The sequence below is a fragment of the Streptococcus oralis genome, assembly GCF_003943385.1.
GTDB classification, from domain to species: Bacteria; Bacillota; Bacilli; order Lactobacillales; family Streptococcaceae; genus Streptococcus; species Streptococcus oralis_CA.
The window spans coordinates 1-22,346 of the sequence record NZ_RJPI01000015.1; the positions used below are offsets into that span (position 1 = coordinate 1).

Here is a 22,346-nt window from a genome sequence, read left to right on the forward strand (position 1 = left end):
TAGTCCAGCCTTCATGTAAGACTTTATTAATCATTTCTTGTTTTAATTCAGGAGAATAGTAACGATCAATCAATTTAATCATGTATATAAGATTAGAATTGTTTATCCCAAATTTATTTGAAAGCTTCTCTAAGCTATATCCTTGTTTTCTAAGTTCATAGATCTGAACTTTATCTTCATAACTCAATTTCATAATAAAAACACCCCAAAAGTTAGATTTTTTCTGTCTAACTTTTGGGGTGCAGTTCATATTGTCTAGAGCGTTTTTGTGTTGTTTAAGAAAATTAGATGTTGGTTTTAGATAACTACACATTTCAGATTTTTTAAACAAGATTTAATTGTTGATAACTAGAAAGGATTATTATGTTTGCAAAAAACAAATTTCAATACTGTATTTACAATCATGAGAGACTAGAACTTCATGAGCTTCAAAAGGAATATCAAAAGGATAAAGCTGGGACAAAACTTAAGTATGAAAACCAATTGTTCGCAATCCTTCATGGATAGAGCGCAAGTTGTTCTCGATAGCTCGAAGATCAGCTTGATGTATTATTCTTTCAGCCATAATATCCCCCTTGTTAATGATTTCTAAATTAATTAGACAAAATTTGGCCATAGAATATTCTTATCTTAAAGAAGTAATTATATACTGAAAAACAGGCCGCAATTACACATGATTCAGATAAAATATACCAGAATTATTTTAGTTTCTTCTTATAGTAATAAGAAAATCATAATTGATACTTTAATTCAACATACTATGAAATGAGAATATGAAGTTTTCTATGAGGAAAATGTGCACTTGATTTGACATTTTAGGGCGTATGAAAACTTTGAATACAGGTTTCTTTCTATCTAAATGTTTTTGCAGATACTTTTTTTGTACAAATTTGTATTACGAGTGTGTAACTGATAGACAGACACTAAAATATATGATAAACTAAAGTAGGAAAAAATTTAAAAGGAGAATCCTTATGTCAGCAATTAGTTTAACTCCAGAACAGTTACAATCTCAGGCGGCAATTTATCTTAGTGCTAAAGATCAAATTGAACAAGCAGTACAAACCGTTAATCGAACAAATGGAGAAATGGCATCACAATGGAAAGGACAAGCATTTAATGCTTACCTTGAGCAATACAACCAGTTGTATACACATGTTCAAAAATTCGAGGAGCTTCTAGTGAGCATCAACCAACAATTGAACAACTATGCTCAAACAGTAGCTGAACGTGACCAACAAGATGCACAAAGCTTTGGTTTGTAGTTGATTTTGAGGAGCGTCAGGGAAACTTGACGCTTATTTTTATACCATGATGAAGAAAATTAAAAAATATCTATTAATTCTTTGTATCGTATTTCCTGTGCTAGTTTATGCAGACGATGGTAGCTTAAAACTTGATACAGATATCATTACAAATAGTACACAGGACACGGTCAAAAATAGGATAGAATCCAAATATGCTCCAAATTTATTTTTAAATCGTACCCAAAAGGTTGTGGACCAGAGAACTCAAACAACAAAAGAACTTTTACAGGGGGCAGAGCAGACTATATTTACCGATAGTGAAAAACATTCTATTTATCGTTTAGAAACTACTGTCGTTAAAACATCATTGTTTAATCAATACACTGTAGAGGAGAAACCCTCTTTTAAACAAAGTGACTATTCAATTTTTAAGGATTGGATGGGAAGTGTATTTACAAGTGTTTTCTTGCTGTTTATGGTTTTGTTGGGAGTCTATCTAGGAAGGAAATGGCATGGATTACGGAAAAATAAAGCTAACTCTAGAGTATAGAGCAAAACAAATAGATATTCGAGTTTCAAAAGCTCTTACTTGGTTAAGATTAGAGGAATTATTAAAAGATACCAAAGTTAGAGAACAGTTGAATTTACCTCTAAATAGTTCGTTTTGTTTCAAAGTTAGAAATAAACAAATTCATATCGAGACAACGGACATCTTGGCTGCTTATCCAGTTAGTGATGGGGATTATATAGAGATTGAAGATGTATCATAGGAGAAAAAAATGTTTGAAGCAGATCAACTACAATTTGTGAGAGAAGACAACCAAATATCAGTTCAAATTTCTTCATCAGGTTATCATAGAGAACAACTTGAATTGATTAAAGAATACTGTCCAGTAGAAATAGTTCAAAAAGATGGAGTTCTTTCTTTGAATTATATTATTCCCGAGTATTTTAAAACAGTTAAGGAAGAAATTTTAAATAGAAGTACGGAGCTTGAGCGTTTTAGTTTGGCACAAAACATGTCGGCATTAGTTCATTCTGAAAATGATTATAAAATTCCATATATCCATCCTGAGAACATCATTGTTTTTGGCAGTAATGTACAAATGTTACATTATGGAATCGAAAAATTACTTGCACCACAGCAGTATAGTTCGGAATTCTATTTAGAGTCTTATAAAGCTTTAATGATTTCTATTTTACTACCTAAGGTAGATTTTGACTTAGTCATCCATGGGATTGATGCAATAAAGGAAAAGGTAGCACAGGATATTATTCCCTTAGGGAGTGTAGCTGATGTTAATAAATATATTGCAGAAAAGTATGCAAAATTATCAGAAGAGAGTTCAAAAGCTAATTTGTTGGTGAACAAGAAAAAATGGAAGGCTTTGTTAATAGGGGGAGCCTTGCTTGCTACAACCACAGTGATTTTAAGTTTTGCCACTTATAAGTCTATGTTTAAAGACGGCCCCCTAAAATCATCAGTCATTATGGCCCAATCAAATTTCATGCGAAAAGACTATTCTGAAACAGTTGAATCATTAAAAAATTATGGTGCAGAATCATTGCCAAAAGAAGCTAAGTATATCTTAGCAGCAAGCTATGTCCGTTTAGATAGTTTGAGCGATAAGCAAAAGGAAGTTATTTTAAATACGATTACAGAATCAACAGATGATACAATTTTCTATTATTGGATTTATCTTGGACGTGGAAAATTTGAAAAAGCTCTAGATGTGGCACAAAATATCGGGGACACACAATTGATTTTACACGCTTATACAAATCTATATGAATCAGTTAAAGCAGATATCAATATGAACGGTTCTGAAAAACAAAAGAAACTTGAAGAATATGAAAAGAAAATAAAAGAACTTTCTGCTGAGATTGGAGAAGCGACTACAAATAGTAGTGACACAAAAGCATCTACTGAGACAACAACTCCTAAGGACAACCAAACAAAAGAAAAGAGTGAGCGATAAATGAAGGCAAAAAAGCTAGAATATGATCATCAACTGGGAGACCAATTAGGAGAACTTCATAAACCTATTTATACCTTGTTGATTGAACAAGAAAAATTGGAAAAAATTGATTTGTTTGAAGGACAAGAGGTAAGAGTAGGTACTAACGAGTATACAGTAGAAGGCAGAAGAGTCTATCGAAACGGTAAGGAATTAGAAAGAGGAAAATCTACCTTTGATAAAGAAACTGTAACCTTATTGGTTCCTGAAGAGGATATTTTTGTCACTTATATTTTTCCGCCACAACGATTTATTTGTAGCAAGAAAGAATCAGCTGACATTAGTTGGTCAATTTCAAACCAACTTTTTTTCTCAAATAATCAAGTACAGGTTACACTTGGGGAATCTCCGGTTTATCTAAATAACCGTCTTATCAAAGAGGAAGGGCTTTATCCGTTTGAAGTGGGAAACCGAATGAAGGTTTCTAACTATTTTATAGAAAAAAGAAAGAACCAGTGGAAGATTGGATGTCTTTTTGAAGAACCACAATTGAATAAGAGTCAAATTCTGATACAAGAAAAAAATAATGAATATCCGTTGGATTTTCCAGAGTATAGAAGGAGTCCAAGAGTTAACCCGATTATCCATAGTGGGAAAATCATTATCAATCAACCTCCACAGCCGATAAAACCACCTAAAAACTCGCTCATTCGAGCAATTGTTCCAGCTTTAGGGATGTTTACTTTAACTGCATTTAGTTCAATTTGGACGAAAGGGAATCCTGTAATGATGCTAGGGATGGGTGGTTTTAGTCTCCTGACTGCAGCGACAACTATGAGTCAGTATTTTGAGGAGAGAAAGGATACCAAAGAGCAGGAAAAAAATCGTATTCAAGACTACGAAGCATATTTATTAAAACAAGTATCCGACTTAGAAAGATACTACAAAGAAGAAACTAAGATTTTACATTACAATCAACCGTCAATATCGACCATTACTGAACTGATTGCAGATTATGATTCTAGAATTTATGAGCGGATGGACTATAATGAAGATTTCTTACAGGTGTCCTTAGGATTAGGAGATAAGTTAAGTCAGCTAGAGTTGCAAACAAATTTTGATGAGCAAAGTAAAGATGAAATATCGCAGTTTGCTCGAACAGTCTTGCAAGACTACAGTTTGCAAAAGAAGGTTCCAATTACTGTTAATATCTTTGAAGCGACAGTTGGTCTTGTTGGAAACAGTGAAGTAACTAGGACAGCTGTGTATAATATGCTCTTACAGATGGCAATGTTCCATAGCTACTTAGATGTTAATTTTATCAATCTTGTTCAAGAACTGAGATATGAGAAGGATTGGTCTGAGTGGCGCTTTCTCCCACATTTTAATATGCAGGAGCGAAATATTCGTGGTTTTGTCCATGATGCCAGAAGTCGTGATGCTGTTCTAAATTCGTTTTATCGTATCATTCAAAAACGTTCTCAAATCAAACGTGAAATGGGGGAAAAAGATGCACGCTTTAAACCTCATTATGTCTTAACGATTATGGATGACTCCCATTTACTTGGCCATAGTTTGAATGAGTATCTAGCCAAGGATTTGACAGAGTTGGGTGTAACAGTCATTTGGGTGAAAGAGGCACGTCGTCTTTTGCCAGAAACTATCACAACTTTGATTGAATATAAGAATCAAAATCTAGGTCAAATCATTAATGATGAAGGATCCTATAGTGCACAAACCTTTATTCCCTACCCACTGTTGGATTGCTATGAAGATTCTATCCGTACTTTAGCAAATCTAAAACACATGGAAGTAGAGAAGAATACGATTCCAAAATCCGTTACTTTTTTGGAACTCTATCAAGTCAGAGAAGTTGAAGAGTTACAGGTTGCGACTAGATGGTCCAAAGCGGATACTTTTAAAACGTTAGCAGTGCCATTAGGATTGCGTGGGAAAGATGACCAGGTGGAACTCAACTTACATGAACGTGCACATGGACCGCATGGTCTTGTAGCAGGAACTACTGGTTCAGGTAAATCGGAGATTCTTCAGTCGTATATATTATCCATGGCTGTAAATTTTAGTCCAGAGGATGTTGGATTTCTTACGATTGACTTCAAGGGTGGTGGGATGGCGAATCTTTTTAAAGATCTACCACATATGCTTGGGTCTATTACTAACTTAGATGGCGCGGCTAGTGCGCGTGCCTTAGCTTCTATCAAAGCAGAGTTACAAAAACGCCAACGACTATTTAATCAATTTGGTGTCAACCATATTAATGGATACACTAAATTATATAAGGAAGGGCAAAAATCTACTGACAAATCAGGCTATCCAGACAAACCATTACCTCATCTGTTCCTGATTAGTGATGAGTTTGCTGAATTGAAAGAACATGAACCAGAATTTATGACAGAGCTGGTTTCGACAGCCCGTATCGGACGTTCGCTTGGGGTCCATCTAATTCTTGCTACACAAAAGCCATCAGGTGTCGTGAATGATCAAATATGGTCAAACTCTCGTTTCAAACTAGCTTTGAAAGTGTCAGATGAGTCTGATTCAAATGAAATTATCAAAACACCAGATGCAGCGAGTATTACTGAACCAGGGCGTGCCTACTTACAAGTAGGAAATAACGAAATCTATGAGTTGTTCCAGTCTGCTTGGAGTGGTGCACATTATGCCCCGCAAATAGAGGGAGTTCAAGAAGTTGTTGATGAACGAATTTGGTTGATTAATGACCTGGGACAATATGAATTGCTATCTGATGACCTATCTAAGGATGAAAATTATACTGCTGATCAGGCGGAAGAAATAACGGAACTCTCAGCTGTTGTAAACTATATAGCAAGAGTGAGCAAGACTGTACCTCTCAACCTGCCAGATAAACCGTGGTTAGAACCACTAGAGACAGCCATCATATCCCCTCAAACAGATATTCACTGGACCGATGAAAAAGTATTGGCCGTTCCCTTTGCTCGAATGGATATTCCGACAGAGCAACGTCAAAAGGATTATCATTTTGATTTGGAAAAAATGGGGCATACAGTTTTCTATGGTTCACCTGGTTTTGGGAAATCCCTAGCTCTTCAAACTCTAGTGTTAAATCTCGCTCGTTTGAATACTCCAGAGCAAGTACAAATCAATTTATTTGACTTTGGGACAAACGGCCTCTTGCCACTAAAAGATTTACCTCATGTAGTTGATTTGACAAGGTTTGATGAAGAAGAAAAACTGGTTAAGTTTTTAAAACGTATTGACCAAGAGTTGAAGATTCGCAAGGAGAAGTTTGCCCTCTATAATGTAGCAAGTCTTTCCCAATACGAACAAAAATCGGGTGAGAAACTCCCTGCTATTCTTACTATTTTTGACGGCTTTGATACTATAAAAGATACACCGCTAGAAGAAGCTATTGAAAGTATGATTAACCGCCTCCTACGTGAGGGAGCGAGTCTTGGATGCTATGTGATTTTGACAGCACTCCGCTCAAATAGCCTTAAAATCAGTATGTCAAGCAATATTACCTCGCGCTTGGCCTTTTACCTAGTTGATGAAGGAGCCTCTAAGGAAATTATAGGACGTGATGCTTTAATTCAGCAAGAAATTTTTGGCCGTGCCCAGTTGAAAGAAGATATTCCGTATGCCATTCAGGTTTATCTCCCGATAAGTGGAGAAGGGGACATTGAGCGCCTGTATAACTTGGAAGAAGAAGTTAAGTTGATTGCAAGAAGCTGGACAGGAGTTTGCCCAGAACCGATCCCAATGTTGCCAAGTGAAGTGACGCTTACACACTTTAGTAATCATCCAAAAGTACTTGAGATGTGGTCAAGGGGTGAATTACCGATAGGGTTTGATAAAGAAACTACGGATCCTCAAGGGTTTGTTCCTGATAGAGATGGGTATTTTGAATTCTTATATGATACTCCGCAACAACTGGAATATTGTGAAAATAGTTTGATTCCAAGTCTGAACAAATTAGTAAATATTGAAAAAATATTATTAAATACCAACAATAGTTACAAAAAAACAGAAGTATTTGATAAAATTATTGATAGAGATAATATACCTAGTTTCTTTAACGATATTCAAGGAGAAATTGAAAGCCGTCACAATGGTAAAGAGGCTTCAATGATGTACGTATTTATCCCAGAAGCGCATATGCTGGGGACTTTATTAAATATGAAAGTAACCGAGGATGTATTTAAAAAGATTGTTAGAAATAGCGGAAAAGTTCACATTCATTTTGTATTTATGGGAGAACAACAAGCTATTAGTGTAGGCTACTTAGATGTTGACAAGGTCTTAAAGAGCAATGTTCCTGCTGGATGTGTTGGAACAAGGTTCAAAGATCAAAATATTTCAAAAGTACAAACGAGCTTCAGTGAGCCAGTTGTAGCAGAGGATGAGACAAACTTTTTTGTGGGTAGAATAGGTTATCGTTTACGATTGGTTACAGATAATGGATAGAATCTTTAACATAAGTTGATAAAAAACAAAGGAGATATAGCTATGTCTCGTGATTACAGTTATGAGATTTACTCTTTACGACAACAGATTTCAACAATGTCTAGTGAAAGAGCAGATATATTAAATAAAATAAGTATTCTAAAACAGAATAAGAGTAAAATACAGAGTAAGAAAAGCGCAATTTCAGAACAATTGTCTCAATACGATTTGATAAAGGCAAAAGCTACTTCTAATTTTGCTGGAAATAGAAGAGATGACTTTAATAATAAAATAGAGACGCTAAAAGGATCGATTTCCCAATGGTTGGAGAATACCCAGAATAATATTGATTTGATTGACCAAAAAATCTCAACCTATACGGCTGAAGCTTCTAATTTAGCAATTGGTATGAATTACGCTAGCCAATCACTAAATACTTATATTTATCTTCAAAGTCAAAATGAAGATTAAGGGGGAGAGTTATGGGAGAAATAAAATTAGATTATAATATTTGGTCTGTTGATGTTGTTTCATATTCTTCATCAATTGATGCTTTGTCCGATCTTTCAAAACCTACCTTGAGCGAGAATGACTTACAACCTTTCCTTAAAATTAATACGATGATAGATGAGTTAAACAGTTCGATAAAAACATTTAAAAGCAATTCAATAGATCAGACACGAAACATGTCTAGGGCTGTAGCGAATAAAGTGTCTGATGATGCTGCTGGGGCTGCAGGTTTTAGAGGAGGATAAGATGATTTCACAAGAGATGTTATGGGCGCAGTATTTTACAGAGTCCTATCTTGGTTTTAAGCCAAATTCACTCATCGATCAAATCGCCAAAGCTATTATTTATAGACCGGATTTATTTAGAACATTAGTTTTAAATTTGTCTCAGAGTGATATGAGTTATGAGTACAATCCAACAATTGGAGCGAGTATTGATTTTCGCTTCAATAAGGGAGAGGTTATTATCACTCGTCTTGGAGAAACTCAGCTTTTTTCCACATCTGAGTTTGTGCGTTTACTTGGATTAATTGATAAAATTTATACAGAAATTCTGCCATTAGGTAGTGTTATTCAAATAAATAGAGAAAAGTTACCCAAAGATGCTCTTGAGGATTTTATTGAAGAAATGCCTATCTATGTATTAATTACAGGGCAACGGGTATCAATTGAAAACAAATTTTATCTAGATTACACAGGATATTTTTGGCCAAAAGGTTTGATTCCAAATCAAGAAACCTTAGTTATATCCGATGACATGATTGCATCCGTCCTTTTTAGGGGGCTAGAGAAGAATGATATTCAGGAACAACATGTCTTAAACCTACGTCGCCAACTACTTGCAAAGGATCTGGATTCTTATACTTTTCACAATTATCAAATGGAGGCTAGCCAATGAAATATAAGTATTCTGAATTATTGATAGCGCGCGAGGGACTTTATCGTTCAAAAAGTGGATTTGAAGATAAGATTTTAGCAGCGCTTCAAGGTACTCGAGAGTTGATTGGCACGGAAAGTTTTCGTTCTGCCACCAAAGATGCGATTAATGCAGAGCTGAGTAATTATAACCTGCCTTTATTATTTAGTTACCGTGATTTAGCCAATGGTTTATATAATGAGTGGGATCGGCTGATGTTACGCTTTCAGGAGTTGGTTGATGAGCATAGTCCTGCTGCTGTCATTGATACGTCAGAATTTTCCGGTTTAAAAAGAGCTGTGGAACAACCGACTCAAGAGATTTTGAACTTGATTGCCCATCCAGACCTTACAATAGCTTACTCTGCAATTGGAGGTATAGTTGGCATCAGCAATCCTTCTTCCGCAGATATCAAAAGCCATAAGGAAGAAGCCCTGCAATCTCTTCGTACAACTGAAAGTCGGATGGAATCATTTAATGGTGAACTGTTGGGGAGCGGTGTAACCACTACCCTCTCCACGATTGCAAGTGGTTTGAGTCGGTCTCGCAAAGCTGTTGGCATGACAGACCCTTATCATAATGTGGAAGCCCTTGCGATTTTTCAGGACACGAAGTTACGGGATCAACAGATTGAGAATTCTAAAACTCTGCACGAAGAACTAATCCGTTATATTCGACATTATAATCCAGAAACAGCCTTTGACTTGAGCCAGATGAGTGAGCAGGAACTACAGACCTTGGGTAGAACGATCTCTCTTGCTTCCCATGGGAATGGCGGTAAGAAACCTCAGGAACTGATTGATTTCTTGAAAGGGAATGAAGTTACGTTTGAGAAGGAGATAACAGTATATGACGATGGTCAGCACTATCTCAAGAGTAAAATCCAGATAAAAGGGCACTTTAAAGGGGAAAGTGCCATCACTTTTAACACTAAATATAAAGATGGTAAGTTAAGTCAAGAAGGAGAGTATAGCGTTGGAGGTTTGAGTACAGATTTCCTAGATGAAAAAGCCAATTATAAGACGAAGATAGGGCTAAAGGACTATTCTATAACGGGTGAGTTCAGTCTAGCAGACAAGATTAGTTCAAGCTACGGGAGACTCGCACCCAACCTTTCTATTGGCTTTGGCTATAAGAATCGCTCTCTTGAGGTTGGAACTAAGTCAGAGAATGGTTATCGTGTTTCCTATGTTAAAGAACATAACCAGGTCAAACAAGACTATGCGACAGTTAAGACGACCACTGAAACAGGGGTGAGAAGTGTGGATCATGGAGAACAGATATTAAAAGCGGGGAAAGTAGTAGTTGCTACAGTTTTTGTTATGGGTGCTTTAATTTATGGTGTTACAGTTAGTGCATCTACATTTGGATTTGGAGCCTCGATAGCGGCTCCAGTAATAGCGAGCGCCTTTTTATATTTAAGTTCTACAATGGAGGATAATGATGAAAGAAATATTAAATAACTATTCGTTGAAAATATCTGGATTTGAAATTCCAAAATTATATAATTTGACAAAAATAGTATACATTTGCTTATTTCCTATAGTTTGTCTAGCATTTATAGGCATGGTTGTTGAATTATTTAAAGGTGGGGAAATGAATTTTATGAAATTCATTACTTATACGGTAGTATGTTTTGGGTTTGAGACACTGCTTTCATTAAATAATAAACTGGTTAAATTAGCTGTAGATAATATCTTTTTGACGGATATTAATTTCGACAAGCACATAAGTTATTATCGTTATGTGGCTGAACACTCAGTCAAGTCTCAACAACTGTTTAATAATGCAAATTGTTTACTAGCTATTGCCCAAGCGTCATATTACCAAGGAAAGTTTGAAGAAACACTTGATAATTTGGAACGAATAAATTTTGAGGATAAAAATTTTAATAAGAAATTTGAGATCCAATTGTCCACAGCTTACTTTAAGATTCTTTCTCTAATCCATGCTGATAAAACAGAAGAAATTTCGAACCAAATTGATATGTTAGCTACATTAAAAGCTCGAACAAATTCTCAGGTTACTAGGCAGACGAATGCAATAAACATAGTAAAAGCTATAGAGGATCTTGTTTTAAATAAAATATCAAATGACTATTTCGATACCACTGAACCCGAAAATAAATTAGCTCGAATCATGTTTTCTTATTATGGAGCTCTCAACGCCCAATTAAAAGGAGATGAAGCTCGTACTCGTAGTTTGTTTGAAAGCATCGCCCATGAAAATCCAGAACTCTTTTATGTTCAGGAAGCTCAGAAATATTTAGAAGGAGAAAACTGATGTCAGAACGTACGGCTTTACCGATTGGAAGTGTTGTTCGAATGAGAGAAGGTGTGGAGCCTGTCATGATTGTTAATCATTGTCCAGTTACTGAAAAGGACGGTAAGCAAGGTTATTTTGATTTTGGAGCTGTCAGTCTTCCACTAGGACTCATTAATCAAAACATTATCTTCTTTAACAAGGAGGATATAGATGAGGTTCTATTCTTTGGCTACATCGATCGTAGATTTCAAGACTTTTTGAGTCGTTATGATGAGGAAGTTTCAAAAATCACCTATGACCACTTCACCATAGAAGACTTCAAAAAATGACATACAAATCCTAGGATTCCATTCTAGGATTTTCTATATGATGAGAAAATGTTATAATGAAGATTAAGTAGACTGGTCACTGATGTAATCTATCTGAAAAGTATCAGGAAGTATTGACAGCGGTAGCGATGACCTTATCAGGACATCCAGATGTTTTTAGAGCCTGTTATATAGCTTTTATGAATGACGAACCTAGTTATCATTATCATCCAATGATAGGTGCGCCGTTGGAGTTTTTCTATGAAAAAGAACTCGTGCGAATTCGGCGTCTCCAAGAAGAAGTCACCTTACCTCGTTCGCTTTTTATCCAGTATGCTTCCTATGTGGATCTCTGTTTAAGTCGTATCTATCCTTTAGGTAGTGTTGTCGAACTTGATCGTGAACTTCTTCCTAAGGACTTGGTTGAGTCATTTGAAAGCGAGCAGATGGACTTTTTTCTAGTTCTTTCAGGTCGTCGAGTTGATTTGGCAAATGGCCATTATGTGGACTACATCGGTCATGGCTATCCATTTGGATTACGCTTTGACACTTCACCCTTGTTTTTAAGCAATCTCTTGATTAAGAGAGTAGTATCAGAAGGGTATTCGGATACCGTGGATGAACACTACTGCCAAGAAGCTCTGCGTAAGGACTATCTAGACGCAGGATTGATTTCCAGTGTTTACGCAGAGGAGGAAGTGAATGAAGATTGATGTATCCGAAGTTCGAGTTCAAAAAGAGTTGTTAGTTATTTCGGTAAATAGTATCAAGGAACAGCTGTCTGTTTCGAGAAGCCGTCTATCAGAGGTCGTTTCAACCGATAGCCTCAAAGGAGCAGTGAAGGATGCCATTAACCAGAAGGTGACCAACTATCAGATACCACTGGTTGATAACTATGTCAATGCCCTAGATAGCATTGTCAGTCGCTATGATGGACTTGTGAAGCTCTTCCAAGACACGGTGTCAGAGACCGACAACAGTGCCATTATTAAGACAGAATACCTAGAACGCATCAAGCAACGGATGAAAGATCCGATCGAGGGATTGAAGAGCAGTTCCAGTAAGACGAAAAATATCTATGCAGGGATAAGTGATATCCTAACGTTAACGAATCCAAGCTTGGATAGTGTGAATACGAGCTATAATCAAGCAGTCAAGAGTTTAGATGATACCATAAAGAATATGGAAACTTTTAATCAACTTGTTGGAGATAGTAGCTTTACAGATTTGATAAATGTTCAAAATAAGCAATTAAAGTTTCTCGCCCTTCATTCAAGTACTCCATTTACCGAATACGCGGCAAGAACTTATTATCGTAGTACAAGTTTTAAAAACGATGTTGCAGAATATACTAAGGCCGTGCATAGTGGAGGAAAGAAAGTCGAGTTACAGAATGATTTAGCCAAACGATTAGCTGAGTCTAAGTATAGCGGAGAAAAAGTTAAGAAGCTTCCACCGGGAGTTGTGGTTGATGATGATTTTTCTGATTTAGATATGGGATTTGAAGCTTATGCTGGGAAAACTACTGCAGGTGATACGAATTTAGGCGGAGAAGTTTCGGTACTTAAGGCAGATGTTTCTGCTGGTGTAATCAAATCATTAGCTTCTGCTAAAGAAGGTAAGAAAGATGTCTCAAAAAATAAAAAAAATTCTCAAAAATATGGCATTGGAGCTAAAGCTAAAGCTAAAATTACTGGCGCTGAGGCGGAAGGGCATGCTCGCTGGGGAGATGATAGTAACGATATCCATGCAAAACTTTCTGGCTCTGCATATACAGCTTCGGCAGATGCAAGCGGAGAAATTGGTTTTTTTACTAATAGGGAAGGAAAACTAAAGGGAGGAGTCCAATTAGAGGCGGGAGCTGATGCTTATATTGTAGAAGGAGAAGCTAAAGCTGGATTTAAAATATTTGGTCTTACGATTGATGTAAGTGCTTCTGCCGGAGTGGGTGTTTCTGCTAGGGCAAAAGTGGGAGTAACAACTGAAAAAGCAGAGGCAAAAATGAAACTAGGACCATTTGGCTTGGGCTTATCAATAGGGTGGTAAAACATGGAAATACAATTACAATTACGGGGAAACTCAGAGGGATTAATTCTTCAGTCAAAACTACCTGATGAAGAACATTGGACTGAAAGGATTGAAATCGTTCAAGAAGAGGCAGGATACCGTCTATATGCAACAGATTTAGAAATTCTTGTCTTGAAAGAATCAGAATTCATTTCTCCAAAGAAAAGAATAGTCGCTAGAGGGTTAAATAAGGATTTGATTTATTCTGAAGAAGAAATATTTGGTCACTTATGGGAACAAGCATACTGGCATGGAGTTTTTCAATCCAATTTAAATAACTATGAAATGACGTGTGTAAGTTCAGGTAGTAAAGGAGATATTCTACCTGTCACAAAAGATGGCATTCCGATTGCCGTTTATGCTGCAAGTAATATTGCCATTGCTGGAAAGAGAAATTTTTCTCTCTATACTGAAAATATTGACGAAATTGATAATTTACTGATGTTGTTTGTAGTTGATTATATTAGGGGATATGACTTTTTAGATATTGATTCTTTATCTGCAAGATATCGTTTCTTTTATCAATTCACTGATCGCTCATCTATAACGCAGGAGCATTTAGATATGCTTCCAGAGGCTAGAAGACCTTCCAAGATAGAGGCGTCTATTATTTGTTTTTTATCAGCCTTCCTTGTTATAGGTGTAAGCTGGGTATCATTACGACCTTTATTCTTATTTTTAGTAGTACTACTGATACATTTTATTTATAATATAATAAAGAATTGGAGAAATAGAGATGAATAAAAATTGGTTGCCACTGGGAACAACTGTTTTATTAAAGAATGGGACTCAACCTATTATGATTGTCGGGCGTTATCAACAGAATAGTGAAGGGAAAGTTTTTGATTATTCTGGGGTCCTAAACCCTCAAGGGTTTGAAGATTCTCAGTCAATGTATTTGTTTGATGCTGAGAAAATTGATCAGGTGTTATTTAAAGCTCACGTAACAGAGTTTGAGAAAGAGTTTATCACAAGATTAGAAGAGTTCATTTCTAGCGATAAATAGGTCTGGTTTTTATTAACAGCTTGTGAAAACTTTCGTTACTAAAAAAATAAATAATGAAGGAGTAGTATGAGGTGTTTTGATAAACTGAAAAGGACGGCAAGCAAGGTTTTTTTGATTTTGGAGCGGTCAGTCTTCCACTAGGGCTTATTAATCAAAACATTATCTTCTTTAACAAAGAGGATATAGAGGAGGTTCTATTCTTTGGCTATATTGATCGTCGATTTCAAGACTTTTTGAGTCGTTATGATGAGGAAGTTTCAAAAATCACCTATGACTATTTCACCATAGAAGACTTCAAAAAATGACATACAAATCCTAGGATTCTATTCTAGGATTTTCTATATGGTGAGAAAATGTTATAATGAAGATTAAGTAGAATGGATGTATCCGAAGTTCGAGTTCAAAAAGAGTTGTTAGTTATTTCGGTAAATAGTATCAAGGAACAGCTATCTGTTTCGAGAAGTCGTCTATCAGAGGTCGTTTCAACTGATAGCCTCAAAGGGGCAGTGAAGGATGCCATTAACCAGAAGGTGACCAACTATCAGATACCACTGGTTGATAACTATGTCAATGCCCTAGATAGCATTGTCGGTCGTTATGATGGACTTGTGAAGCTCTTTCAAGACACGGTGTCAGAGACCGACAACAGTGCCATTATTAAGACAGAATACCTAGAACGTATCAAGCAACGCATGAAAGATCCGATCGAGGGATTAAAGAGTAGTTCCAGTAAGACACAAAATATCTATGCAGGGATAAGTGATATCCTGACGTTAACGAATCCTAGTTTGGATAGTGTGAATACGAGCTATAATCAAGCAGTAAAGAGTTTAGATGATACCATAAAGAACATGGAGGCTTTTAATAGTGTTCTTTTAAAGACAGATACTTTTGACCTTATAGATATGCAAAATAGTGAAATCGCTACCCTATCAGGTTATGCCTCTCTTCCATATGGGGACCGCGTATCGAGAAATTATTATAGTCGACCTCAGTTTAAAAACTCAGTTTCAGAGATACACTCAGCTATCCATAGCAACTCCAAAGCTGTGAAGTACCAAAATGCTCTCGCAAAACAGTTTGCCGAGTCTAAGTATAGTGGGACGATAATCTCAGAACAGCAAAAAGAAATTTCTGTATCAAAAATTAGTGAATTTTTTAATCTAACTCCTCCTGAAGCAGAAGATGTTGCCGATTATATTAAATCAATGGGGGAAGCTATCGTTACCTATCGAGGAGCAAATATTTTTCTTAATGGTATAAAAATAACAATGGATAGCCAAGGAAGAATGAGATGGGGCAATAAGTTTATTTTCAAATCTTCTACTAACAATTTATACAGGCATGGTCGCAATTTCCAAAATGCTTCAGGAATTGATCTAGAAAATTACCACTATTCAGGTAATTTGCAAGGTGTTGCTCGTATGAAAGAAATGGGTAAAGCAGGATGGAGCGGTTTCAAAGAGTCTGTTAATCCACTAAATGATTTTAAAGGGTGGAAAGAAGTAGGGAAAGTTGGTAAGGCATTTAAATTAGCTGGAGGAATTTTAACAGCTATAAATATCTATAATAATTTTAGGGAGAATGTGGATATGTCTGATGGTATCTCGGCCAAAGAAGCGCGGGACTTTACGATTGATTCAGCCGTTGATATTGGCTCCGGTGCTGCAGCTGCTGGATTGGGTGCTGCCATTGGTTCGGCCTTCTTACCTCCTTTAGGAACAGTAATAGGAGCGGGTGCAGGGATTGCTATCAATTATGCTCTAAATCATGTTAAGTTACCATTTGTTGGTAAGAGTGCAGTTGATGCGATAAAAGATTTTGGGAAGGGTATAGGAGATAGTATAGGAAATAGTATAGGTAATGTAGTAAGTTCTATGTTTGGAGGTTAATATGGAAGAAAAAACAGTGAAAGAAGTTGAAGAATTAAATAAAGCATATTTTAAAAGCTTAGCGAATACTCGCGCATCTGCAAGTATGATGGTTATTTCGTTCACAGGAGCTTTCGCTTCGGCATTGTTTCTGCTTTTCCAATATTTTTATTTTGTTAAAGGCTACGGAATAAATCCTTTGGAAAATTATTTTTTTGATTTTGTTTTGATTTATGTTATTTATCTTGTCGTGGCAACTTTTATTCCGCTAGGAATGACATTTATTTATCGTAGACAGATTTTATCAACCATATTATTACTTTTATCTTATATAGGTATTTTTTTATCTTTGATACTTATATCTTATATTATTCTTGTTTATTCAGGGACTAATTTGCAAGAATATAACGAACGTTCATTATACACCATTCCTTTTTTGTTAATCTGTACAGTTGTTGGTTTTGTTTATCACTATTTTTGGCTAAAAAGAGAGTTAAAAAAAGGTTTTTCTACCAATAGAACAATGGGTAATTATTTTGCGAAATCTAGTGCCCACAATAATAATTCTCTTCTCATTATTTTTACAGTTTCCATGCTAGGCGGTGTTCTTTCTGGTAAGTTTGCGCTAGTTTTAGGAATTCTAACAGCTGTACTTTTTAGCTATGGCTTCTCCCAACTGATCACAGAAGTCGCCTATCTTTTATATCTAAAAACTCAAAGCAAGGAGTATTGGGAAGATGTACCTAAGAAAAAAGAGACTTTTCGAAATTTATTTAAGGATTTCAGTTTGAAGAAAGCAAAGATTAGAATTTTCCTTGAGATTTTGTTTTGTTCAATATTTCTAGGTATTATGTATAATATAGGCTATTTTAGTCCTAGTTCATACACCCCCCTTTGGCTTATTTGGTTTGGGAGAATATTTATAATCTCAATAGGACTGGATATTTTGGGGAGCTTTATTCTATCTATGATGAAAAGATTAAAAACTGGATTCAAAAAAGGAAAGAAAAAATGAATTTTAAAAAAAGAGAATTAAGTCTTACAAATTTAATTGGTTTTAGATTGGAATTAACTCCCTCAGCCACTTTCTTTGATCGTTTGATCTCAGATTCGAAGGAATTTAAAATACAAATGATACAAAACGGATTTTATGCAGATGGACCAATGTTTTATGCTTATAATCCCAAAAAAGCTGAACAAGATGTTCTTGTATTTACAACAGTTGGGAATAAACTTGAGATAAAGGGAGAAAATACTTCGGGTATTTTCTTTCAGGAATCATTAAATTTTACAACCGATTTTTATTATCGTCATTATAATCAAGAAGAGCCAATCCCATATGAAGAAATCGAAAAAGAAATTTCAAAGTTAGGATTTAAATTAGTAAATATTATTCATGTCGTATTGGATCTTTATGGAGACTATGTAATTGACATGTATTGTGAGGTTGAAAAAGATTGATGAAACTACCAGAAAATGTTGTCAAAGTTAATAAAATTGCTTTTCAAAATGTGGTTAGACAGAGACTATCATTTCATTACAGTGAGATGGAAGAGCATTTGGAGCAGTTTATAAAAGGAATTGTAGAAGCGGGCTATCAATTAAAAGGCCCGTTCTTTTACAGTTTGAATAACGTTCCGTTAAATGAAGTAATAGAAATTGAGTTATTTATGCCTATATCCAACGATTTATTTAGTTTAAAAGGTTATAATTTTTCAACTTATTTTGAAATTAGCAATTTATTAAAAACGATTATTAAAGGAGACCTTAAGACTTTGACAGAAATAGAATATGCAAAATTAATAATAGCATTGGAAGAAAATGAATTGGAGATGGTAACCCCTTTTTATCACGTGGTTCCCAAAAACGGATTAGAATATTTAGAATTATTGGTAGGTTATTCCGAAAATATTTAGTAATGTAACTGAAGGTTGATAACTATGTCAATGCCCTAGATAGCATTGTCGGTCGCTATGATGGACTTGTGAAGCTCTTTCAAGACACGGTGTCAGAGACTGACAACAGTGCCATTATTAAGACAGAATACCTAGAACGCATCAAGCAACGGATGAAAGATCCGATTGAGGGACTAAAGAGCAGTTCCAGTAAGACGAAAAATATCTATTCAGGGATAAGTGATATCCTAACGTTAACGAATCCTAGTTTGGATAGTGTAAATACAAGCTACAATCAAGCAGTCAAGAGTTTAGATGATACCATAAAGAACATGGAAGCTTTTAATAGTGTTCTTTTAAAGACAGATACTTTTGACCTTATAGATATGCAAAATAGTGAAATCGCTACCCTATCAGGTTATGCTCCTCTTCCATATGGGGACCGCGTATCGAGAAATTATTATAATCGAACTCAGTTTAAAAACTCAGTTTCAGAGATACACTCAGCTATCCATAGCAACTCCAAAGCTGTGAAGTACCAAAATGCTCTCGCAAAACAGCTTGCCGAGTCTAAGTATAGTGGGACGGTGGCCGAAAATGAGAACTTAATAGATTCATTATTTAATGTTTATAAAAATGTCACAAAGAGTGATTTATATAAAAATAGTAAGGACTATAAAAAACATTTAAAATCTATTTTGCCAGCTTTATATGCTGCTTATCGTTTTAAGAAAGATAGATTCGGAAATGTAATTGTTTACAAGAATACGACTTTATTTTGGAATAAATTAGATGAATTTTTGAAGCTTAATAAGAAACTTAATCAGAATAAATCCTATGCTATAGCTCTTTATAGTAGTGGTAAGCCTACTAAAGCGTTTGAGTCTTTATTTGCGAAGCTTGGTAATACACGTTATAATGAGGGATTAAGGAATGTTCTAGCTACTTTTGATGAAAATACTAAGATGGTCCACAAAATCTTTAAAGTTGGAGGAAGTCTAGTAAAAACAACAAATAGTTTGTTAAAAGAAGAATTCATCAAAGAAGTGACTTTTAAAGGCGCTTTAAAAAATGTCTGGAAATCTAGTAAAGCTGGTGGAGGAAAAGGCTTAGTTGAGTCTGCTAAAGAAGGACTAAAAAATGTTAAATCAGCTACTAAGTTTGGTAAGTTTTTAAAAGGAGCAGCGGTTGTTGGTGTTGCTTTAGATGTAGTTGATACTTTCTCAAAAATCAGCGAAAATGAAAAAGAGGCCAAACGTCAAGGACTAAGGGGAAATGAAGTTAAGGCAAGTGTGACGACAGGTTTTGTAATAGATGCGGCCAAGGCAGCTGGAACAACTGTTGCGGCAACTGCCGCAGCGAGTCTAGGTGCAGCTTTCGTTGGTTTGGTTGCTACAGCTACAGCTCCCGCTTGGTTAGCTGGAGGCGCAGCTATTTTAGCATCGGCAGGTGCTGTAGCTGGTTTGAACTGGATTGATAAAAAGTTTAATGTCACTGATAATCTAAAAAAAGGTGCCAATAGCCTGATCAAAGGCATGAGAGGATGGTTTAAATGATACTGGAACGAATTATAAAATCGTTTGAATTTCAAAGAAAGGGGATTCATGGTCCTGTCCCTCTGTGGGGCGTATTAAATGGGATTTTTATTTTGTATCCTATAGCCTTTTTTATGTTTATGGCAGGAGGGTTAGAGGTTCTAAAAAATGAGGACTTATATCAAGGGTTGCTTATTACAGGGATTGTTGTTTGGGTTTTAAATCTAGTATTTTTACTAGATCTTAAGCGAGGGATCTTAACGAGTTTTGGGTCCTATCTCATGTATCTGACTGGTCATGTTTATGCAATTTTGAGCTTTAGTGCTATGAGCGGTGACTATAGTTTTATTGGTTTAAAAATTTTCCTTCCTCTTATCTTTTCCATTATTATGAATATTGTTATGAGTTGGATGGTTGACTTAGACTCTGAAGAAATTTTATCAGATAAGGCCGTCAAAAATGTCTATAATTTTTTATTTGGTCCTCCCATGTTTTTATCTCTTTGCTGTGTTTTTTTAGCTATCATTGGATATGAATATTTTTGGGGATGGGGAATGTCCTTATTCTTTATGATCATGGGGCCTTATTTATACCGAACATGGTTTTATATTATCTACGCCTACCAACACCGTCATGATGTTGAGGAAGAGACTTCAATCAAGCATATAAAAGTAAACCCAGATATGATTTCAAACAGAGAATTTGACAGAGATAGATTTAGTAGAAAGGTAACTAAAGATGATTAAAGAAATCCAGATTCATATGGAACATTTGATGACAGACCAGGTCCAGATTCAAGCGGACGAACTATTGGAGTTATTTGTTCATACAGAACTCCTTCCCTATACTGATGGTATTTATAAAGATGGTCCGACCATTTTTGAAATGACTCCAACTCAATTTAACGAAGAAAAGCAAGATGTGGGAGTCTATATTCCAGTTATATCTGAAGCAGAGCCAACAAGTCAACTGGATTATCAGGCATCTCTAGATATAGAAGGAATTAGCAAGCGGGTTCTATTTGATGGTAGCTTGGATGAAACAATTGAGGAGATGAAAGCTTATATTCGTGATCATGGTTGGGAATTGCAAGATAAGTTATACCTAGTGTTGATACCTGTTTATGATGATTTGTTTGTGGATTTGATTATCCCAGTGGAGAAGTAAAATGGCAGAAATTACATATGGTATGAATCAATCATTAATGATGAGTAATGTCTTAAGTGCCGATTACAACATTACTGGTGATGAAATTGCAGTAGCCTTTCAAGATATGGTTCAAACAGCCGTAGCAGCTGGATATACACCTAAAAGCAATCCATTTTACTCATGTCCTCATATCGGAGAGTTGGATGATGGGACATACAACATCACAGTTTATCTTCCCGTTCATGAGGATTTTCTAGGAGAGAATGAATTGCTTGAAGGGACAGCTTATAACAGTTATTTTTTAGTTCCTCAAATGGCAGGAGTACGAGTTACTGGAGAGGAAGCTGTTGACTTTGATAAGGCTATATACGGCTTAACCAATTTATTGATCGACAATGACTTAGAAGAATCTACACCCGTATTTTATATTTCAAGTAAGATAAATGATGTTTTATATACAGATATCATGGTAGGGATACGAGCTAAAAAAGATTAAAAGTTGGTAGAATCCAAAAAGAAGGAAGTCTCAAAAATCACCTATGACCACTTCATCGTAGAAGACTTCAAAAAATGACATACAAATCCTAGGATTCCATTCTAGGATTTTCTATATGGTGAGAAAATGTTATAATGAAGATTAAGTAGAATGGTCACTGGTGAAATTTGCCCATCCAGACCTGACAATAGCTTACTCTGCAATTGGAGGCATGGTTGGCATCAGCAATCCTTCTTCCGCAGATATCAAAAGCCATAAGGAAGAAGCCCTGCAATCTCTTCGTACAACTGAAAGTCGGATGGAATCATTTAATAGTGAATTGTTGGGGAGCGGTGTGACCACTACTTTATCCACAATTGCAAGTGGTTTGAGTCGGTCTCGCAAAGCTGTTGGCATGACAGACCCTTATCATAATGTGGAAGCCCTTGCAATTTTTAAGGACACGAAGTTACGGGATCAACAGATCGAGAATTCTAAAACTCTGCACGAAGAACTAATCCGTTATATTCGACATTATAATCCAGAAACAGCCTTTGACTTGAGTCAGATGAGTGAGCAGGAACTACAGACCTTAGGTAGAACGATCTCTCTTGCCTCCCATGGGATGGCGGTAAGAAGCCTCAGGAGCTGATTGATTTCTTGAAAGGGAATGAAGTTACGTTTGAGAAGGAGATCACA

Annotated in this window: 24 protein-coding genes and 2 pseudogenes; 25 read left to right on the forward strand and 1 reads right to left on the reverse strand. The window is 35.8% G+C overall.

All coding sequences use genetic code 11. The features are described from left to right. A pseudogene (locus D8803_RS09020) lies at positions 1 to 193 on the reverse strand (IS3 family transposase); the annotation flags it as partial. 781 nt (positions 194 to 974) lie between these two features. Between D8803_RS09020 and D8803_RS09025 the strand changes: the two are divergent. The 25 genes and pseudogenes from D8803_RS09025 (at position 975) to D8803_RS09870 (ending at position 22,299) form a co-directional block, all read left to right on the forward strand. Further along, positions 975 to 1,265: a WXG100 family type VII secretion target gene (locus D8803_RS09025; RefSeq protein ID WP_038804232.1), complete on the forward strand. Its 291-nt coding sequence runs from the start codon at positions 975 to 977 to the stop codon at positions 1,263 to 1,265. 49 nt (positions 1,266 to 1,314) lie between these two features. After that, positions 1,315 to 1,797 (forward strand): type VII secretion protein EssA, encoded by a 483-nt coding sequence (locus D8803_RS09030; RefSeq protein WP_223327448.1) that lies wholly within the window; start codon positions 1,315 to 1,317, stop codon positions 1,795 to 1,797. Next, positions 1,760 to 2,017 carry a hypothetical protein gene (locus D8803_RS09035; RefSeq protein ID WP_009013811.1) on the forward strand — a complete coding sequence of 86 codons (258 nt, stop codon included), beginning with the start codon at positions 1,760 to 1,762 and terminating at the stop codon, positions 2,015 to 2,017. Before D8803_RS09030 ends, D8803_RS09035 begins: the two co-directional genes overlap by 38 nt. A 9-nt stretch (positions 2,018 to 2,026) precedes the next feature. Then, entirely contained in the window at positions 2,027 to 3,226 is a 1,200-nt protein-coding gene (essB, locus tag D8803_RS09040; RefSeq protein ID WP_000460976.1) for a type VII secretion protein EssB, read from the forward strand. After that, the gene (essC, locus tag D8803_RS09045; protein ID WP_125454172.1) at positions 3,227 to 7,672 is read left to right on the forward strand and encodes a type VII secretion protein EssC; all 4,446 of its coding nucleotides are present in this window, start codon (positions 3,227 to 3,229) and stop codon (positions 7,670 to 7,672) included. 42 nt (positions 7,673 to 7,714) lie between these two features. Continuing rightward, positions 7,715 to 8,122, forward strand: a complete 408-nt coding sequence (locus tag D8803_RS09050; protein ID WP_038804228.1) for a DUF5082 family protein — start codon at positions 7,715 to 7,717, stop codon at positions 8,120 to 8,122. An 11-nt stretch (positions 8,123 to 8,133) separates the two neighbouring features. Next, entirely contained in the window at positions 8,134 to 8,406 is a 273-nt protein-coding gene (locus tag D8803_RS09055) for a hypothetical protein (protein ID WP_038804227.1), read from the forward strand. 1 nt (position 8,407) lies between these two features. Beyond that, positions 8,408 to 9,058: a DUF4176 domain-containing protein gene (locus D8803_RS09060; RefSeq protein WP_038804226.1), complete on the forward strand. Its 651-nt coding sequence runs from the start codon at positions 8,408 to 8,410 to the stop codon at positions 9,056 to 9,058. Then, positions 9,055 to 10,539 carry a hypothetical protein gene (locus tag D8803_RS09065; protein WP_050562288.1) on the forward strand — a complete coding sequence of 495 codons (1,485 nt, stop codon included), beginning with the start codon at positions 9,055 to 9,057 and terminating at the stop codon, positions 10,537 to 10,539. Before D8803_RS09060 ends, D8803_RS09065 begins: the two co-directional genes overlap by 4 nt. Beyond that, complete coding sequence (locus D8803_RS09070; RefSeq protein ID WP_038804225.1) at positions 10,517 to 11,359, forward strand: hypothetical protein; 843 nt, start codon at positions 10,517 to 10,519, stop codon at positions 11,357 to 11,359. Before D8803_RS09065 ends, D8803_RS09070 begins: the two co-directional genes overlap by 23 nt. Then, positions 11,359 to 11,670: a DUF4176 domain-containing protein gene (locus D8803_RS09075; protein WP_038804224.1), complete on the forward strand. Its 312-nt coding sequence runs from the start codon at positions 11,359 to 11,361 to the stop codon at positions 11,668 to 11,670. The genes D8803_RS09070 and D8803_RS09075 overlap by 1 nt, the downstream gene beginning before the upstream one ends. Before the next feature lie 113 nt (positions 11,671 to 11,783). Next, complete coding sequence (locus D8803_RS09080) at positions 11,784 to 12,362, forward strand: DUF4176 domain-containing protein (RefSeq protein WP_223805123.1); 579 nt, start codon at positions 11,784 to 11,786, stop codon at positions 12,360 to 12,362. Next, the gene (locus D8803_RS09860) at positions 12,352 to 13,695 is read left to right on the forward strand and encodes a T7SS effector LXG polymorphic toxin (protein WP_223805124.1); all 1,344 of its coding nucleotides are present in this window, start codon (positions 12,352 to 12,354) and stop codon (positions 13,693 to 13,695) included. The genes D8803_RS09080 and D8803_RS09860 overlap by 11 nt, the downstream gene beginning before the upstream one ends. 3 nt (positions 13,696 to 13,698) lie before the next feature. Further along, positions 13,699 to 14,460 (forward strand): hypothetical protein, encoded by a 762-nt coding sequence (locus D8803_RS09095; protein WP_000405468.1) that lies wholly within the window; start codon positions 13,699 to 13,701, stop codon positions 14,458 to 14,460. Further along, positions 14,453 to 14,722 carry a DUF4176 domain-containing protein gene (locus tag D8803_RS09100; protein ID WP_001039458.1) on the forward strand — a complete coding sequence of 90 codons (270 nt, stop codon included), beginning with the start codon at positions 14,453 to 14,455 and terminating at the stop codon, positions 14,720 to 14,722. The genes D8803_RS09095 and D8803_RS09100 overlap by 8 nt, the downstream gene beginning before the upstream one ends. A 104-nt stretch (positions 14,723 to 14,826) precedes the next feature. Next, a pseudogene (locus D8803_RS09105) lies at positions 14,827 to 15,027 on the forward strand (DUF4176 domain-containing protein); the annotation flags it as partial. Between the two features lie 72 nt (positions 15,028 to 15,099). Then, positions 15,100 to 16,614 carry a T7SS effector LXG polymorphic toxin gene (locus D8803_RS09865; protein WP_223805125.1) on the forward strand — a complete coding sequence of 505 codons (1,515 nt, stop codon included), beginning with the start codon at positions 15,100 to 15,102 and terminating at the stop codon, positions 16,612 to 16,614. Between the two features lies 1 nt (position 16,615). After that, entirely contained in the window at positions 16,616 to 17,608 is a 993-nt protein-coding gene (locus D8803_RS09115; RefSeq protein WP_038804221.1) for a hypothetical protein, read from the forward strand. Next, positions 17,605 to 18,054 carry a hypothetical protein gene (locus tag D8803_RS09120; RefSeq protein ID WP_038804220.1) on the forward strand — a complete coding sequence of 150 codons (450 nt, stop codon included), beginning with the start codon at positions 17,605 to 17,607 and terminating at the stop codon, positions 18,052 to 18,054. Before D8803_RS09115 ends, D8803_RS09120 begins: the two co-directional genes overlap by 4 nt. After that, the gene (locus D8803_RS09125; RefSeq protein ID WP_125454174.1) at positions 18,054 to 18,509 is read left to right on the forward strand and encodes a DUF5085 family protein; all 456 of its coding nucleotides are present in this window, start codon (positions 18,054 to 18,056) and stop codon (positions 18,507 to 18,509) included. Before D8803_RS09120 ends, D8803_RS09125 begins: the two co-directional genes overlap by 1 nt. Before the next feature lie 152 nt (positions 18,510 to 18,661). After that, on the forward strand, positions 18,662 to 20,044 hold the full coding sequence (locus D8803_RS09130) for a virulence protein (RefSeq protein ID WP_398574987.1): 1,383 nt from the start codon (positions 18,662 to 18,664) through the stop codon (positions 20,042 to 20,044). Beyond that, positions 20,041 to 20,769 carry a hypothetical protein gene (locus D8803_RS09135; RefSeq protein ID WP_131200887.1) on the forward strand — a complete coding sequence of 243 codons (729 nt, stop codon included), beginning with the start codon at positions 20,041 to 20,043 and terminating at the stop codon, positions 20,767 to 20,769. Before D8803_RS09130 ends, D8803_RS09135 begins: the two co-directional genes overlap by 4 nt. Next, positions 20,762 to 21,190 (forward strand): hypothetical protein, encoded by a 429-nt coding sequence (locus D8803_RS09140; RefSeq protein WP_000588791.1) that lies wholly within the window; start codon positions 20,762 to 20,764, stop codon positions 21,188 to 21,190. Before D8803_RS09135 ends, D8803_RS09140 begins: the two co-directional genes overlap by 8 nt. Before the next feature lies 1 nt (position 21,191). Beyond that, the gene (locus D8803_RS09145) at positions 21,192 to 21,668 is read left to right on the forward strand and encodes a DUF5085 family protein (protein ID WP_131200888.1); all 477 of its coding nucleotides are present in this window, start codon (positions 21,192 to 21,194) and stop codon (positions 21,666 to 21,668) included. A 160-nt stretch (positions 21,669 to 21,828) separates the two neighbouring features. Further along, the gene (locus tag D8803_RS09870) at positions 21,829 to 22,299 is read left to right on the forward strand and encodes a hypothetical protein (RefSeq protein WP_223327432.1); all 471 of its coding nucleotides are present in this window, start codon (positions 21,829 to 21,831) and stop codon (positions 22,297 to 22,299) included. The last annotated feature ends 47 nt before the right edge of the window (positions 22,300 to 22,346 follow it).